Raw genomic sequence first — 13,829 nt, forward strand, 5'->3', positions numbered from 1 at the left:
AGGAGTTTTACGATGAACGTTATTTGTAGTACCTTAAATGCTAAATATATTCATACAAATTTAGCAATCCGTTATTTAAAGGCTTACGCAGCTCCGGAATTCAATATCCAGCTGAAGGAATATACAATAAAAGATCCCGCTATGAATATTGTCTCTGACCTCTATCAGCAAAAACCAACTGTCATTGGGTTTAGCTGTTACATTTGGAACATTGAAGAAACAATTAAAGTAGTCACTATGCTGAAAAAAATCGATCCTTCTATCCAAATTGTTTTAGGCGGTCCTGAAGTGACTTACGATACGGTAGAATGGATGGAAAAACTTCCAGGTGTTGACTTTATTATTATCGGAGAAGGAGAACATTCATTTAAACAGTTGTTAACTGAAATGACTGGAGAAGGACAGTACAGAAATGTTCCCGGAATCGCCTACCGTGAAAATGGACAGGTAAGGGTCACCACTCAGATGAATAAACTAGACCTAAAAGAACTTCCTTCTCCATACCGATTTCCTGAAGATACAGCTCATTTAGGAAAGCGTGTCACGTATATCGAGACAAGCAGAGGATGTCCATTTAGCTGTCAATTTTGTCTATCTTCCATTGAAGTCGGAGTACGCTATTTTGACAGAGAGAAAATTAAGAATGATATACGATATTTAATGGACAACGGGGCAAAGACGATTAAATTTGTGGATCGTACTTTTAATATTAGCAGAAGCTATGCGATGGAAATGTTCCGTTTCCTAATAGATGAGCATCTGCCAGGAACAGTTTTTCAATTTGAGATTACCGCAGACATCATGAGACCTGAAGTTATCGAATTCTTAAATAAAGAAGCACCTACTGGGCTGTTTCGTTTTGAAATCGGGGTACAATCAACTAATGATTATACGAATGAGCTTGTCATGCGTAAACAAAATTTTGAGAAACTAACGCGAACGGTCACCTTGGTGAAAGATGGCGGAAAAATTGACCAGCATCTTGATTTAATTGCTGGTCTTCCAGAGGAAGATTATTCCTCCTTTCGGAAAACATTTAATGATGTCTTTGAACTCCGGCCAGAAGAACTGCAGTTAGGATTTTTAAAAATGTTAAGAGGGACTGGACTTAGACTTCGTGCTGAAGACCATGATTATATTTATATGGATCAATCGCCTTATGAAATTTTGGGGAATAATGTTCTGCCATTTCATGATATTCTCAGAATTAAACAGGTGGAGGATGTTCTAGAAAAATATTGGAATGACCATCGAATGAATCATACGATTGAATATCTAGTTACAAATGTGTTTCCTTCCCCTTTTGACTTTTTCCAAGAGTTCGGGACCTATTGGGATGAGCAAGGATGGTCCAGAATTGGTCATCAATTAGAAGATTTATTTCGAAGATTATTTTCGTTTCTAGAATCAAAAACGGCAAGCGACATTGACATTATCGCCGGGCTGATGAAATATGATTATTTAATTAATCATAAGTATAAACCGCGCAAACCTTGGTGGGAACAAAGTTCAAATAAACAGACCAGAACAGAACTATATAAGCAAATAATTGAAAATCCATCGCTTCTAGGACATTCTTATTTGGAACTGACTCTTGATGAGAAAGATTTATACAAGCATACGATGATTGAAGAAATGTCTTTTAACCTGTCCACTTACTTAACATCAGGTCAGATTGTAAAAGAGCCTTCTTATTTATTATCTTATTTTGACCCGTCCAATAAAGGAACGATTATATTTCCTTTTAGAGTTTAAAAAATAGCCGGCAATTCTGCCGGCTTATTTTTCTTTTTTGGAAGACTTTTTATTGGTGTCCCTTGTTTGGAGTACTTCATAAAGCTTTATACCATTAACGTCGCCAAATTCAATGCTGAATTCTTCTCGTGTGTTTTGGAGACTTTTTTTATCTTTCATTAACTTCTTCCTTTTTTTCCAAGCTTGGAATTACGGTTTTGAACCTTAATGGCATCTTCTGTCCCTGCATATTCTGCGGAAAATTCACTTTCCTGCACATTCTTATGAGGAGTTTTGGAATATTTATTTACAGCATCATGTTCTGCTTTTCGTTTAGCCATATTATCAGCCTCCCTTTTTATGTTACATGATTAGTTTTTACAAAAGCAGAAAATCAATCACTTCCTTATTTTTCATAAATAAATTTGCCCTTCCAGCTAAAAATAAAGAAAAATAGGAGTGAGGAAAATGACCAAAGAACTTAAAAAAACCGATGAAAAAGTAACAATCAATGAGACAATGCCGCATCAAATTAATGCCCCAAGTTTTGAGGGTACAGGAATTAAAATGAAGCCCCCATTTGTGAATGAACATGGGGTGGTAATTGGTGACAGTAACTATTCTTCCCCAGACTCACCGTTGGAAAATTGGACCGAAGACACTGACCCTGAAATTATGGCAGGGGAGGAGTGGGTACACCCGACAAACGATATCGGCTGGAATACTGCGGAAAATCGGGAATTGCTTGAGAGTAAAAAGAAACCCAAAGCCTATCCCTTTATGCACCACACTATTGATGTTAGCAAGGGTACCGATTGATTAATTTATAACGTTCCATATTCGCAAAACATTTCCACTTATGAAAATAAATATTTGAATCATAATACAATTACAGAGAAAAAATCTCTGTAGAGATATTTAAGGAGTTGACAAAAATGGCTAACAGCAGCAATAAATTATTAGTTCCAGGAATAGAGCAATACCTTGATCAGGTAAAATATGAAATTGCCCAAGAGTTTGGAGTAAATTTAGGGTCTGATACAGTGTCCCGTGCAAATGGTTCTGTTGGCGGCGAAATTACGAAAAGATTAGTAAAACAAGCTCAGGCTCAAATGGCAGGACAGCAACAATAATACAACTGAATAAACATGGAAAAAGTCCGGCATTTTGCCGGACTTTTTATTTGCTATTCTTCTCTTGTTTATTTGTTTTAGGCGGCTTATTGTGTTGCTGGTTATCTTGTTTGTTTGTCTCTCTATGATTCCCTTGATTTTGTTCATGTTTGTCATTTCCATCTTTGTTTAAACCAGGTGCAGCCTGCTTTCCATTACCTTGCTCTGCTGGGATTGGTTGATTATTTGGGATATTTTCACTTTGGTTTTGGTATACCTGCTGATTGTTATTTGAATGATTGTTATTTGAATGATTGTTATCTTGTTCTTGTTTCATTTGCTGGCCAGGGGGCAGTGCTGTAGGAGATGAAGACTCAGATGGAGTCATATCTGTTTGGTTCACTTTTTCCACTTTGGTCCGCTTAACTTTTTCCTGCGATTTCTTATCTTTTGCAGTATTATTTTTATTTTTATGATAGAGCCCGACTGGAACACCTGAGTCTTGAGCTTTTTCTACTTCTTCTTGAGTACTTGTATACATATCTACTTCTATAATATTTTTATCAACTTTTTCTTTAATTTGCTTGATATTTTCCTCAAGTTTCACTAATCCATTCTCTTTTAACTCATCCGTTTTAACTGTTGAAATTAAGACTGGCTCAGCTTGTGTGATATAACCATCTTCTTTTAATTCTGTCAATATCATGGTAGTCAACTCAGAAACGTCCATCTTTTTCCAATCTAGTTTAGAAATAATTTTTTCTGCTTCTTTATTAAATCCCTTTAATTCAACTACCTGCATATCTTTATTTAATCCCATTTCAATACTAGTGCTAGTATCAATCGACATATAAGCATATGCTTTGTTACTTTGATAAACTGGTATAAAAGAGCCTACACTTATTAACAGAACAGCCAACGCTATCCAACCTTTTTTTAAAGTAAAAAAGTTTTTAAAAGATGCTGTTGGTGTGCTTTGTAAATAATCTGTAACAGGGAAAAAATCTATTTCCTCACCTATGGAATAGACCCTATCCATTTTACGGGCACGCAAGAACTCTCCTTCAGAAGTTAAAAATGTTACATAAGGATCATTAACTTCCATTACAACTCCCCTTCTCATGTCTCTAGCACCCCCTTTAAATAATCATTTAAATAAACATAGTCACTCGATAATATAAGTGAAATTGCAATAATATATTTCCGGTTCCGTTCAATCGTCTTTCTACTGACATTCACCATTTTTTCTAGCTGCTTTATAGGAAGACGCTTTTTCTCAAATAAAGCGTCCCTTAATTCCCTATTTTCAACTAATAGCTTTGCGACTTTAATGGCGTTCTCTCTTGCATCAGCATGCTTTGGTGAATTCTCAACTAAATCGCTGAAGCTTAAATCAAATGATGTTAATAATGTCTGAAATTGGATTATTTCTTCTTTCCTAATTTCTTCGTCCGACTTTTTCTTATATTCCTCAATTGACAGCTCGTTTACAATAACCATGCCTGCTGATTCTTCCTCAATGGAAGAATAAGTTAAATCAATACTAACATGCTGGTCTTTTGTTTGCTTCCGAATATAATCAATTACCCTTCGTTTTATAATCACTTCAGCAAAACTAAGCAGGGAACTGCCCTTCTCGGCTGAATATTTTTCAATTGCTTCATTAAATGCAATTAGACCAATACTAAATTCATCGTCGGTATCATAAATATATCGTTTACATACGGAAGATACGTTTTTTGCAATAAATGGCTTATAAGCCTCTATAATTTCATTAAGTAAAAAGTGGTCGCCTTGTTGAATTAATCGGACCGACTCTTCTAAAGTACGCTTTTTATTTTTGGTTAAAAACAATAAACCTAGCATTGCCTCACCTCTCTAAGAACCAATTATACCATAAGGCTGACAAATTGGATTTTTTGGAGGTAATAGCAAACTGAAAAAAAAATGCACCAAGATAGGCTATGTTTTCCTGTTTATTGTTGCTATGTTTCTATTAATTTCCTTTATCGTTATTTCTTTTACTGTGTTGCTTCCATTCTCTTGCTGCTTGCTTCATTTCTTCCTTTTTTTCTTTAACTGCTTCTCTTGCTTCAATCCTTTGTGGTTGAAGTTCTTGTTTGGCTGATTTTGTCTCTTGTACTGCTGTTTGTTGAATCTCCTTCATTGCTGGTTGTGTGGTTACTGGCGAGGAAACCTCAGGTGTTATTTCTTCTTCTCTTTTAGGAGAAGTGGTTTCCATGCTTGGGTCAAGTTCAGAAGTAGCTGCTGATTCTTCATTCTGATACTCAGAGTTCTTTTGTTGTTGTTTCTTTTCCTGCTTTTCCATTTTCTTGGCAAGCTTTGCATAGCTTTTTTCAATATTCTTTTGCAATGCAGCTTTGGCAACTGGATTTTTCACCTTTTCCATTGCAACAGTGAGAGCGATAATATTTTGTGAAACTGCATCCTGTGCTTTCTTTAATTCATCTACTACTATTTCCTCAGAAGCCTCTTCCTCAACATAGGTGACATGTTCTTCTGCTTTGTCTATATGGTCCATTGCTATTTTCATCGTTTCTACTGCCTCTTCTTCATTACCCTCAGTAAACAAGGCTTCAGCCTCTGCAAGTCGTTCCCCTGCATATTCAGCCATTAATTTTGTTTCTTTTATATCATCAAAAGTAAGAGCAAGATGAATTTTTTCTAATAATAACTTCGAAAAATAAAAGAAATCCCCTGGTAATAGTAAAGGTGTTTGTTCTTTATCACTAGAGCTAGAATCTGCTCCGAGATTTATTATTGGTGGCTCGCTGGTCGTTTCATCAGCAAAAACATTTGTAGCCGGAAATACAACTGCACTTGTAACAATTATTGCGATAGCACCTTTTGAAATTTTTTTTAATGGATTGGTCTGCTTTTTCAACTTGTTCACCTCAATATTTTTGAACGGCCACTAACACTAAAGATTTACGTTATATTAAAAGCGGTTTATGGGGGCACATTAAAAATTTCCATAAAAAAGCTTCAAAACTGTGTCAGCTTTGAAGCTTCTTTTCCCGAATTTGTAAAATCCATTTTATCAAGAAACCAGTGAGTACCCCCGGAATGACAAATGACATTGGTAAAAAAACAGGGCCTGGATGAACATTAAAAATCGTGAACTTTGGTGAAATCATTAATCCTACCGTGACAAAATAAGCGGAAAATACAAAAGGTAAATAAGAGTACTTTTCCTCATTCGGCATTGCTGATCGATAACCATCCCACATTGCAAACATATAAACACATGGATAAAACATTAGCCACTGGTAATTAATTACGGATTCAGCTTTATTAATTTCACCTAAGAAGCTGTACATAATCGCACGATTAAAATGACTATTCACATTTATCATAAATTCTAAAATTACAAAGAAAATACCTTTAATGTACTGACCACTTAATAGCTGGCTGAATCCCGGAAAGGCTATACTCCATAAAACCGCTTCTAATTTACTCATTTTTTTCATTTCTCTATCTCGTTTCTACTGTAAGTTACTTCCAATTTAGTTTTACCAGTAAACGTCTGAATAAACGAGGTATATAAGAAATATTTTTGAATAGTATCTTTATGTTAAATTCATAAAATGGGTATTTGATAGTTTGGATTATCCTTTTGTTTTAAGTAAAAAGCAGTCATTGACTTGATACCATCCTTAAAATCAGGGCACTTTATTCCTGACCCCTTTAAGTCATGGACTGCCTGTGTACAATCAAAATGACCCATCCACGTAAAATAATCCAGTGCTTCTTTTTCAACCCCCAGATACTTTCTCATTGGCTTTATAGAAAGAAACCATTTGCCAACTGATATTGGGAGTGTGCCTATTGGTTTCTTGTTCAGTAATTCCTCCATCAAAAAGGTGTATATTTCTGATGCACGGTAGGGACGAGGATCAGTCAAATGATATGTCTTACCGACACCATTTTCTAAAAAGCTGAGATATACTGTGGCTGCTATGATATAGTCAATTGGGACCAAATTAACATAAGCTTCGCCCTTTCCCAATTTTGGGAGGAGTGGGAGGTATTTTAATCTCTCCAAAAAATTCATCATAAAGTATGGACCATCAAATTTTATCGTTTCTCCTGTTTGTGAATGACCTTTAACAATCCCAGGACGAATAATTGTAATCGGGACTTCTTCTTTTAAATTTTCAACCAAGACTTCCGCCTCATATTTTGTTTCTTCATAATGATTTTTGAAACTTGCAGGACGAATAAGTTCAGTCTCTAAAAGATTTCCCTCTCGTTTTCCCACAACATATGCCGTACTAAAATAGACATAACGTTTTAAGCGAGTAAGCCCTCGCACCCACTCATTCACATTATTAGTCCCATTCACATTAATTCTTAAAGCAATATCTCTTGGTACTGCCAAATCATAAATAGCCGCAAGATGAAAAACGTGGGTTACCCTTTTGTTTAGAATAACAAGGTTATCTTCAGAAATCATGAGTGAGGGCTGGGTGATATCCCCTTCTATAAGGATAAAAGAATCATCCTTTAGACCTAATTCTGTAATAATAGCATGTCGTTCTTTCCTTGCTTTATCCATCATGCCTTGAAGAACTAATACGTAAATAATTCCTTTCCTTTCATTCCTTTTTAAAACTTCCCGAATTAATTGATTGCAGATAAAACCCGGAAATCCTGTAAAAAAATAGTTATAATCCATTTCTATTACCTCCCAGAATATGTTAAGTTGACATTTGTACTCATTGTAAGTTGTTTTGAAAATAATAGTCAAGAAATTTATCTGAATTTTCTGTATTTTTAATATAAAAAAAGACGGGTAATATCCCGTCTTTTACTCGTCCTGGTCCATAGGGTTATAAAGCTTAACTTCTGGATTCTTTTCTTGGAACCAACGAAGTGCAAAATCATTTTCAAATAAGAAGACATAATGATCAAAGCGGTCCTTTACAAGCAAACTTCTAGAACTCGAGAGATTTTCATCCACGACTTCCCCTTCTATCCATCTGCCAATTTTAGAACCTATACGTTCCATCAATACCTCAGCATTGTATTCATTTCTCATCCGATGTTCAAAAACCTCAAATTGTAATTGTCCAACCGCACCTAATAAGTAATCATCTGTTTTTACTGTTTTATAGAGCTGGATAGCACCCTCTTGAACAAGTTGCTGAATTCCTTTATAAAATGATTTTTGTTTCATTACATTCTTTGCAGAAACCCTAACAAAAAGCTCAGGTGTGAATTGCGGCAGTCTTTCAAATTGAAAATTGTCTTTACCGGAAGTAATTGTATCCCCAATTTGATAAGTACCTGTATCATAAAGACCAATAATGTCCCCGCTAACCGCCTCATCCACTGTATTTCTTTCTTCAGCCATAAAAGAAGTGGACTGGGAGAGTTTTATTTGTTTACCTAAGCGAGGAATATTTACAGTCATTCCTCGTTCAAATTTACCAGAACAAATACGAACAAAGGCAATCCGGTCACGATGGGCAGGGTTCATGTTTGCTTGAATTTTGAAAACAAATCCCGAAAATTGCTCACCAAGCGGATTGATTTCACCTATCGATGAATTACGAGCCATTGGTGCTGGAGCAAATTGCAGATATGTCTCTAGGAAGGTTTGGACACCGAAAGTCGTTAGTGCACTGCCAAAGAATACCGGGGTAATTTTACCATCCGCTACTTTTTCAGCAGTGAAATCATTCCCAGCTTCGTTTAACAGCATAATCTCTTCAAGCGTTTGGTCATACAAACCAGAAGCCTTTAAAGGATGGTCACCTTCTATTTCTCCATCGCTATTTAATGAAATAAAACGATCTTCTTCATTTACTCTAAATTGTTCGATTCGCTTGTAATAACGGTCGTAAATCCCGAGGAACTCTTTACCCATCCCAATTGGCCAGTTCATTGGATAAGACTCAATTCCAAGTACCTCTTCTAATTCAGCCAGAAGCTCTAATGGCGCTTTTCCTTGTCGATCTAGCTTATTAATAAAAGTAAAGATTGGAATTCCACGCATGCGGCAGACTTTAAATAGTTTTAATGTTTGTTCCTCAATCCCTTTTGCAGAATCGATGATCATAACAGCACTATCAACGGCCATTAAAGTACGATACGTATCTTCACTAAAATCCTGGTGTCCGGGAGTGTCCAAAATATTAACACGAAAGTCATTATAATCAAATTGCATAACGCTTGACGTAACAGAAATCCCCCGTTGTTTTTCAATTTCCATCCAGTCACTCGTTGCAAACTTACCTGTTTTTTTTGCTTTGACCGTACCAGCGTCGCGAATCGCTCCGCCAAATAATAATAATTTTTCCGTAAGTGTTGTTTTCCCGGCATCCGGGTGAGAAATAATCGCAAATGTTCTACGCGATAATACTTCTTCTTTAAAATTGTTACCCATTTCTAATTCCTCTCTTTTGACAATCCAAAAATTTTTCTCGTACCCTTAATCTTATATGTACGGGGTGAAATTTGCAATCCTTTAATACATTCCAACTGGAAATCTATTTCCACCCATTCCCACATCGTCTTTTATCATTTTTCTTTTATAATAGAATTAGACTCTGATTAAGGAGATGACTGAATTGAATCAAAGTAAAAAACTAGTTTCAAAGATTATTCCGCTCATCGCAGCGTTACTAATAATACTTGGTGGAGTTACTTGGTTTTTCCAAACAACCAATAAAGAAATTGAAATTCCTTTCTCCTCAGTTGAAGAAACCATTCAAAAACAAAATGGGAAACCAGTAGCACTGACTGAACACTCTGACGGCAGCATTAAACTTACAGTGGACGGTTTTAAATATGAATCACACGTTCCGCCGAATAGTCAAATGATTGACAAACTCGTTGAGAATTATAATATTAATTATTCTTTTTCTAATAACAGTCGTTTTGGAAAGTGGATCATGGCCGGTATAATACTGGCACTTGTTGGAACTGCTATTGTACTTCAAAAAACAAAAGGTGGGCTTGGGTTATCAAATTCTATGAAGAATAGTGTTTCACAAGCACGACCGCTTCCGTCCATTAGTTTAGAGGATGTTGGTGGGATTGGTGATGAAATGAAGGAAGAAATTATCCAGACACTTTCAACACTGAAAGAGCCGGAAAGGGCTCTTAAAATGGGGATTAAACCACCTAAAGGAATCCTATTGTATGGACCTCCAGGCACTGGAAAAACTTTATTAGCTCAGGCGATTGCCCGTGAATTAGATGCGGCTTTCTATTCAGCCAGCGGATCGGCTTTTAATGAGTTATTTGTAGGAGTTGGGGCCAGCAGGGTTCGCTCTTTATTCCAGACTGCAAGAAAACAAGGTCCAGCAGTAATCTTTATTGATGAAGTAGATGCCTTGGCCGGCAGAAGAAAAGCCCATGGCGGTGAAGAAGCAGAAAAAACATTAACCGAACTCCTGGTTCAGCTCGATGGAGGGCATTCCAATGATGGAATATTATTTATCGCCGCCACGAACAGAAAAGATATGCTTGACGAAGCATTCCTAAGGCCGGGTAGAATTGACTTCACGTTTCATATTCCCCTTCCTGATACAAAAGGGAGAAGAGAAATTATCGATATTCATACAAAAGGGAAGGCACTTAGTAATGACGTTACAGACTCTTTAGATGATTTAGCTGAAAGTACTTCCGGTTTTTCAGGAGCAGAGCTGCAATCATTATTTGAAACAGCCAGCAGAAGGGCAGTACGAAATCGGCAGGATGTACTTACTAAAGGCGATCTTGATTATGCTCTTGACCGGACGATATTAGGAAGTACTTCACGGTCTTTACAGGATTTTGATACGAAGCGCCGTGTGGCCATTCATGAAGCAGGGCATGCCATAGTAGCTTCATTAACGAAGCCAGGATCTGTTAGAAAAGCGACCATTATCCCACGTGGTGAGGCACTGGGTTATGTGGCACCTATTCCCAAAGAGCTTCATTTATCAACAACAAGTGATTTACTAGACCGGGTCGCAATGGTGCTAGCCGGTGGTGTTGCCGAGAGAATGCTGCTTGGTGAACATAGCATAGGTGTTAGTGGAGATGTACAGCAGGCAAAGCAAATTATCGAACAAATGGTCGATACGGGTATGCTGCAGGAAGGGTTTACCCTTACTTTTAACAAACAGGACAAAGAAGAAAAAATGCAAGAACTGTTTAAAAAAGGTTTAGAAAAAGCAGAGAATCTAATAAAAAGTCATCAGATTCAATACCAGCAATTAGTTGATTGTTTATTAAAAAAAGAAACACTTGAAGGCTTTGAGGTTGAAGTAATTGTTTGGAGAAAGACTACAGTAAAAAGTAATGATGTTTCTGCATAAATGAAATGGATATTTTGAGGTACACTAACTTTATGTATTCTACGTAGGGATGTGTATGCAAATGTTGGACTCAAAAATTGATTATGAGGCAAAAAGACATCGGCAAAATGCAAAGGGGTACATCGACAATCCCAAAAAAACTGAAGGCTTACTGAAAAAGGCAATACTCAAGGCGAAAAATAATAAAGGCACTTTAGGTGATGCTTGGGAAAAGCTGCAATTATTTTTTGATTTAGTCCAAGCATATTCTAAAGGCGAATATAAAAATGTTGCTCCTGCTACTATCTTAACCATTATTGGGGCAATCCTATATTTCGTTTCTCCTTTAGATGTGGTCCCTGACTTTCTTGTTGGCTTAGGAATCCTTGATGATGCCGCTGTTATCAGCTTTACGTTAAAAAAATTATCTGCCGAAATCAGTGAATTTAAAAAGTGGAGACAAAATGATTCATTTTCATCACTAGTAAAAAGCCCTCTTGACTAGTCAAGAGGGCCTTATTATCCAAATATTTTTATCTAAAGCAAGCTGCACCTACGATAATTAAAAGGATAAATAAAACGACGATTAACGCAAAGCCGCCGCCAAATCCACAGCCTCCGTAACCATAACCTCCAAAGCCACATCCACCGTATCCATATCCAAATGGCATATTATAACCCCCTTTTTAAATTAATAGTAGTATCCTCGGCCCCAAGAAGCCCCAATAATAATTAACAAAATGAACAATACAACTAGAAGAGCAAAGCCTGCGCCGTACCCGCCATGTGAACCAGACATTTACATTACCTCCTTTTTTGAATTCCATATATCCTATTCAAATCTATAAAAATGTGCGATAGACACATATCCAAATAAATCACTTTTCGAAAAAAAGAATAAGCCCAATCTAATTGGGCTTCTGAATCATTTTGGTTCCACTATAGGTAGGAGCCTATTCACTAATCTAGGTGAGAGCGGCTGTATTGATTTAAAACAGGTTAGGTCTATAACTAAACAATTCGAGGTTGTTCTTAATGAAAATACATGGTCACATAAATCCACTGGATAACCGTCTATATCTACAGGCTCAAGTAGTGATACTGTTGCGCAGCATTTCCTAACATCTATTGCTTCTAATCGAAATACATTTGTTGTAAAAAAGTTACCATTATTATTCCATCCAAAAGCCTCAAATTGGCACTTCCCTGTTGAAAGGATAAACGGAATCGTGTCATATCCAAAATCGTCACATATAAAACGAAAATCTTCAAAGGATAAATTTTTTTGTTCTTCTAATAGTTGCTGCAGATCCTTACATATACATACAACCTTATGTTCTTCCCCCATAACCAAACCTCCTTTCAAATATTCTAAACAGGCTGTAAATAAAATTGAATTTGCTTTGCACCATTCAGAGCACATTCTCTAGCTCGATCCTTTGAATCAGCTGAAGCAATTACATATCCATATCGTTGTCCCATGGAGCGAGGCGGTATAACAAGTTGACCATATTCAGCTTTCATGCTCACCTCTACTACACCGGTTTGTTCTTTGGCAGAATCACAACCTGATACTTTAAGTAACTTTCCAACTGTTCCAACAATCAAATAATGTGTATAAATGGCCTTATTGTGTTTTTTCCTTAAATCTGGTTCTAATCCTGAGAACAATCTTATTGTCTGTTCAGCTAGGTTATAACCAAACGCTTCTTCAATCATCCGATTCATAGCTCCCCCAGCCATCCTCGGATTAATCTCAATTAGCTTCCAGCCTTTATTTGTTAATTTCATTTCTAAATGGCAAGTACCATTTCTTATCTGAAAATCCTCTATAATTGAAAGGACCGTCTCCTTTAGCCCTGGCAGTTGTTCTAAGTGCAACTCAGGACAAATAGAATAACCTGTGATAATAAAACGTTCACCCTTTGTTACTTCCTGCTCTACAATCGCTGCAACCATGATGGTGGATTGATAGACAACAATTTCAATCAAATATTGTGGTCCCTCCAAATACTCCTCCACTAATATTTTTGATTTAGAGTTTTTACGGTGAAGTTGTTTCACACCCTTCATACATTCCCAAACATTTTCGACCAGTATGACATCCTTTGAACCATTGGATTGAGGGGATTTAATAATTAGCGGAAATTGGTCTTTTAACTCCTCCATCACATAGTCGGCATTTTCGATTGAACCAAGAACCTGATAAAACGGGTTATAATCTTTCCCTGCTAAATACCTTCTTGTTAAAATTTTGTCAGTCATAAGTTCTAACGGTTCTAATGTTAGAAGTGTATGGCAAAGAGAATTAGTAAGCAGTGCTGCTAAATAAATATATTCATCTAAAAAACTAATAAAACAAACAATCTTTTTCCCCTCTTCAATGATGTCAGTGATTGCAGAAAGTATTTCATCTGTATCTGACATATTTAATAGGCGTACATCATCAATCTCCTGATAATCCTCCCTTTCTTCAACAAATATGGTTCGATTTGTTAACAGAATTGTTTCGTAGCCTAGTCTTTTTGCTGCTTTAATTCCTTCATAGCTCGATCCTGTTTTATTTGTACCTAAGAAAACAATTGAATTCATCTTTTGCACCTACTTAAAAATGGCCTCACCTTTTGTGCTAGTTTTCCTGTTACAATAAAATATTCTTTTTCCAATTGTT

At 36.5% G+C, this 13,829-nt stretch carries 17 protein-coding genes; 5 read left to right on the top strand and 12 right to left on the bottom strand.

From position 1 onward, the window contains the following. The first annotated feature begins 12 nt into the window (after positions 1-12). Positions 13-1,755 (top strand): B12-binding domain-containing radical SAM protein, encoded by a 1,743-nt coding sequence (locus ACN6MT_RS25955; RefSeq protein WP_419888634.1) that lies wholly within the window; start codon positions 13-15, stop codon positions 1,753-1,755. A 24-nt stretch (positions 1,756-1,779) separates the two neighbouring features. On the opposite strand, the gene ACN6MT_RS25960 is transcribed toward ACN6MT_RS25955, so the two are convergent. Beyond that, positions 1,780-1,914 (bottom strand): hypothetical protein, encoded by a 135-nt coding sequence (locus tag ACN6MT_RS25960; protein WP_268875047.1) that lies wholly within the window; start codon positions 1,912-1,914, stop codon positions 1,780-1,782. Further along, on the bottom strand, positions 1,914-2,075 hold the full coding sequence (locus tag ACN6MT_RS25965) for a hypothetical protein (RefSeq protein WP_169803640.1): 162 nt from the start codon (positions 2,073-2,075) through the stop codon (positions 1,914-1,916). The genes ACN6MT_RS25960 and ACN6MT_RS25965 overlap by 1 nt, the downstream gene beginning before the upstream one ends. A 127-nt stretch (positions 2,076-2,202) precedes the next feature. Here ACN6MT_RS25965 and ACN6MT_RS25970 point away from each other — a divergent pair, with 127 nt between their 5' ends. Both ACN6MT_RS25970 and ACN6MT_RS25975 read left to right on the top strand, forming a co-directional pair. Continuing rightward, complete coding sequence (locus ACN6MT_RS25970) at positions 2,203-2,553, top strand: DUF3905 domain-containing protein (RefSeq protein ID WP_419888635.1); 351 nt, start codon at positions 2,203-2,205, stop codon at positions 2,551-2,553. 116 nt (positions 2,554-2,669) lie between these two features. Next, on the top strand, positions 2,670-2,867 hold the full coding sequence (locus ACN6MT_RS25975; RefSeq protein ID WP_090763659.1) for an alpha/beta-type small acid-soluble spore protein: 198 nt from the start codon (positions 2,670-2,672) through the stop codon (positions 2,865-2,867). Between the two features lie 46 nt (positions 2,868-2,913). On the opposite strand, the gene ACN6MT_RS25980 is transcribed toward ACN6MT_RS25975, so the two are convergent. The 6 genes from ACN6MT_RS25980 to ACN6MT_RS26005 form a co-directional block, all read right to left on the bottom strand. Beyond that, positions 2,914-3,951 carry an anti-sigma factor domain-containing protein gene (locus ACN6MT_RS25980; RefSeq protein WP_419888636.1) on the bottom strand — a complete coding sequence of 346 codons (1,038 nt, stop codon included), beginning with the start codon at positions 3,949-3,951 and terminating at the stop codon, positions 2,914-2,916. Between the two features lie 14 nt (positions 3,952-3,965). Beyond that, on the bottom strand, positions 3,966-4,712 hold the full coding sequence (sigI, locus tag ACN6MT_RS25985; RefSeq protein WP_419888637.1) for an RNA polymerase sigma factor SigI: 747 nt from the start codon (positions 4,710-4,712) through the stop codon (positions 3,966-3,968). A 130-nt stretch (positions 4,713-4,842) separates the two neighbouring features. Continuing rightward, positions 4,843-5,751 carry a DUF5667 domain-containing protein gene (locus ACN6MT_RS25990; protein ID WP_419888638.1) on the bottom strand — a complete coding sequence of 303 codons (909 nt, stop codon included), beginning with the start codon at positions 5,749-5,751 and terminating at the stop codon, positions 4,843-4,845. A gap of 112 nt (positions 5,752-5,863) precedes the next feature. Continuing rightward, complete coding sequence (locus tag ACN6MT_RS25995) at positions 5,864-6,337, bottom strand: hypothetical protein (protein ID WP_419888639.1); 474 nt, start codon at positions 6,335-6,337, stop codon at positions 5,864-5,866. Between the two features lie 110 nt (positions 6,338-6,447). Further along, positions 6,448-7,545: an SDR family oxidoreductase gene (locus tag ACN6MT_RS26000; RefSeq protein ID WP_419888640.1), complete on the bottom strand. Its 1,098-nt coding sequence runs from the start codon at positions 7,543-7,545 to the stop codon at positions 6,448-6,450. 132 nt (positions 7,546-7,677) lie between these two features. Further along, the gene (locus ACN6MT_RS26005) at positions 7,678-9,258 is read right to left on the bottom strand and encodes a peptide chain release factor 3 (RefSeq protein WP_419888641.1); all 1,581 of its coding nucleotides are present in this window, start codon (positions 9,256-9,258) and stop codon (positions 7,678-7,680) included. A gap of 184 nt (positions 9,259-9,442) precedes the next feature. Between ACN6MT_RS26005 and ACN6MT_RS26010 the strand changes: the two genes are divergently transcribed. Together ACN6MT_RS26010 and ACN6MT_RS26015 are read left to right on the top strand one after the other, a co-directional pair. Beyond that, complete coding sequence (locus tag ACN6MT_RS26010; protein WP_419888642.1) at positions 9,443-11,179, top strand: AAA family ATPase; 1,737 nt, start codon at positions 9,443-9,445, stop codon at positions 11,177-11,179. A 61-nt stretch (positions 11,180-11,240) separates the two neighbouring features. Continuing rightward, on the top strand, positions 11,241-11,663 hold the full coding sequence (locus tag ACN6MT_RS26015; RefSeq protein ID WP_419888643.1) for a YkvA family protein: 423 nt from the start codon (positions 11,241-11,243) through the stop codon (positions 11,661-11,663). A gap of 28 nt (positions 11,664-11,691) precedes the next feature. Here ACN6MT_RS26015 and ACN6MT_RS26020 read toward each other — a convergent pair whose 3' ends face one another. From ACN6MT_RS26020 to ACN6MT_RS26035, 4 genes are all read right to left on the bottom strand, one after another. Beyond that, entirely contained in the window at positions 11,692-11,829 is a 138-nt protein-coding gene (locus ACN6MT_RS26020; RefSeq protein ID WP_283864295.1) for a YjcZ family sporulation protein, read from the bottom strand. 20 nt (positions 11,830-11,849) lie between these two features. Beyond that, the gene (locus ACN6MT_RS26025; protein WP_082799364.1) at positions 11,850-11,957 is read right to left on the bottom strand and encodes a YjcZ family sporulation protein; all 108 of its coding nucleotides are present in this window, start codon (positions 11,955-11,957) and stop codon (positions 11,850-11,852) included. Positions 11,958-12,083: 126 nt separating this feature from the next. Next, the gene (locus tag ACN6MT_RS26030) at positions 12,084-12,506 is read right to left on the bottom strand and encodes a CotY/CotZ family spore coat protein (RefSeq protein WP_063251495.1); all 423 of its coding nucleotides are present in this window, start codon (positions 12,504-12,506) and stop codon (positions 12,084-12,086) included. 23 nt (positions 12,507-12,529) lie between these two features. Continuing rightward, positions 12,530-13,750, bottom strand: a complete 1,221-nt coding sequence (locus ACN6MT_RS26035; protein WP_419888644.1) for an ATP-grasp domain-containing protein — start codon at positions 13,748-13,750, stop codon at positions 12,530-12,532. Positions 13,751-13,829 lie beyond the last annotated feature (79 nt).

This window comes from Neobacillus niacini (assembly GCF_048572935.1).
In the GTDB taxonomy this organism is placed as follows: domain Bacteria; phylum Bacillota; class Bacilli; order Bacillales; family Cytobacillaceae; genus Neobacillus; species Neobacillus niacini.

Bases quoted from the DNA above. Each gene is read 5' to 3' on its own strand.
- ACN6MT_RS25955 (WP_419888634.1), top strand. From the start codon at position 13: ATGAACGTTATTTGTAGTACCTTAAATGCTAAATATATTCATACAAAT.
- ACN6MT_RS25960 (WP_268875047.1), bottom strand. From the start codon at position 1,914: ATGAAAGATAAAAAAAGTCTCCAAAACACACGAGAAGAATTCAGCATT.
- ACN6MT_RS25965 (WP_169803640.1), bottom strand. From the start codon at position 2,075: ATGGCTAAACGAAAAGCAGAACATGATGCTGTAAATAAATATTCCAAA.
- ACN6MT_RS25970 (WP_419888635.1), top strand. From the start codon at position 2,203: ATGACCAAAGAACTTAAAAAAACCGATGAAAAAGTAACAATCAATGAG.
- ACN6MT_RS25975 (WP_090763659.1), top strand. From the start codon at position 2,670: ATGGCTAACAGCAGCAATAAATTATTAGTTCCAGGAATAGAGCAATAC.
- ACN6MT_RS25980 (WP_419888636.1), bottom strand. From the start codon at position 3,951: ATGGAAGTTAATGATCCTTATGTAACATTTTTAACTTCTGAAGGAGAG.
- sigI (WP_419888637.1), bottom strand. From the start codon at position 4,712: ATGCTAGGTTTATTGTTTTTAACCAAAAATAAAAAGCGTACTTTAGAA.
- ACN6MT_RS25995 (WP_419888639.1), bottom strand. From the start codon at position 6,337: ATGAAAAAAATGAGTAAATTAGAAGCGGTTTTATGGAGTATAGCCTTT.
- ACN6MT_RS26000 (WP_419888640.1), bottom strand. From the start codon at position 7,545: ATGGATTATAACTATTTTTTTACAGGATTTCCGGGTTTTATCTGCAAT.
- ACN6MT_RS26005 (WP_419888641.1), bottom strand. From the start codon at position 9,258: ATGGGTAACAATTTTAAAGAAGAAGTATTATCGCGTAGAACATTTGCG.
- ACN6MT_RS26015 (WP_419888643.1), top strand. From the start codon at position 11,241: ATGTTGGACTCAAAAATTGATTATGAGGCAAAAAGACATCGGCAAAAT.
- ACN6MT_RS26020 (WP_283864295.1), bottom strand. From the start codon at position 11,829: ATGCCATTTGGATATGGATACGGTGGATGTGGCTTTGGAGGTTATGGT.
- ACN6MT_RS26025 (WP_082799364.1), bottom strand. From the start codon at position 11,957: ATGTCTGGTTCACATGGCGGGTACGGCGCAGGCTTTGCTCTTCTAGTT.
- ACN6MT_RS26030 (WP_063251495.1), bottom strand. From the start codon at position 12,506: ATGGGGGAAGAACATAAGGTTGTATGTATATGTAAGGATCTGCAGCAA.
- ACN6MT_RS26035 (WP_419888644.1), bottom strand. From the start codon at position 13,750: ATGAATTCAATTGTTTTCTTAGGTACAAATAAAACAGGATCGAGCTAT.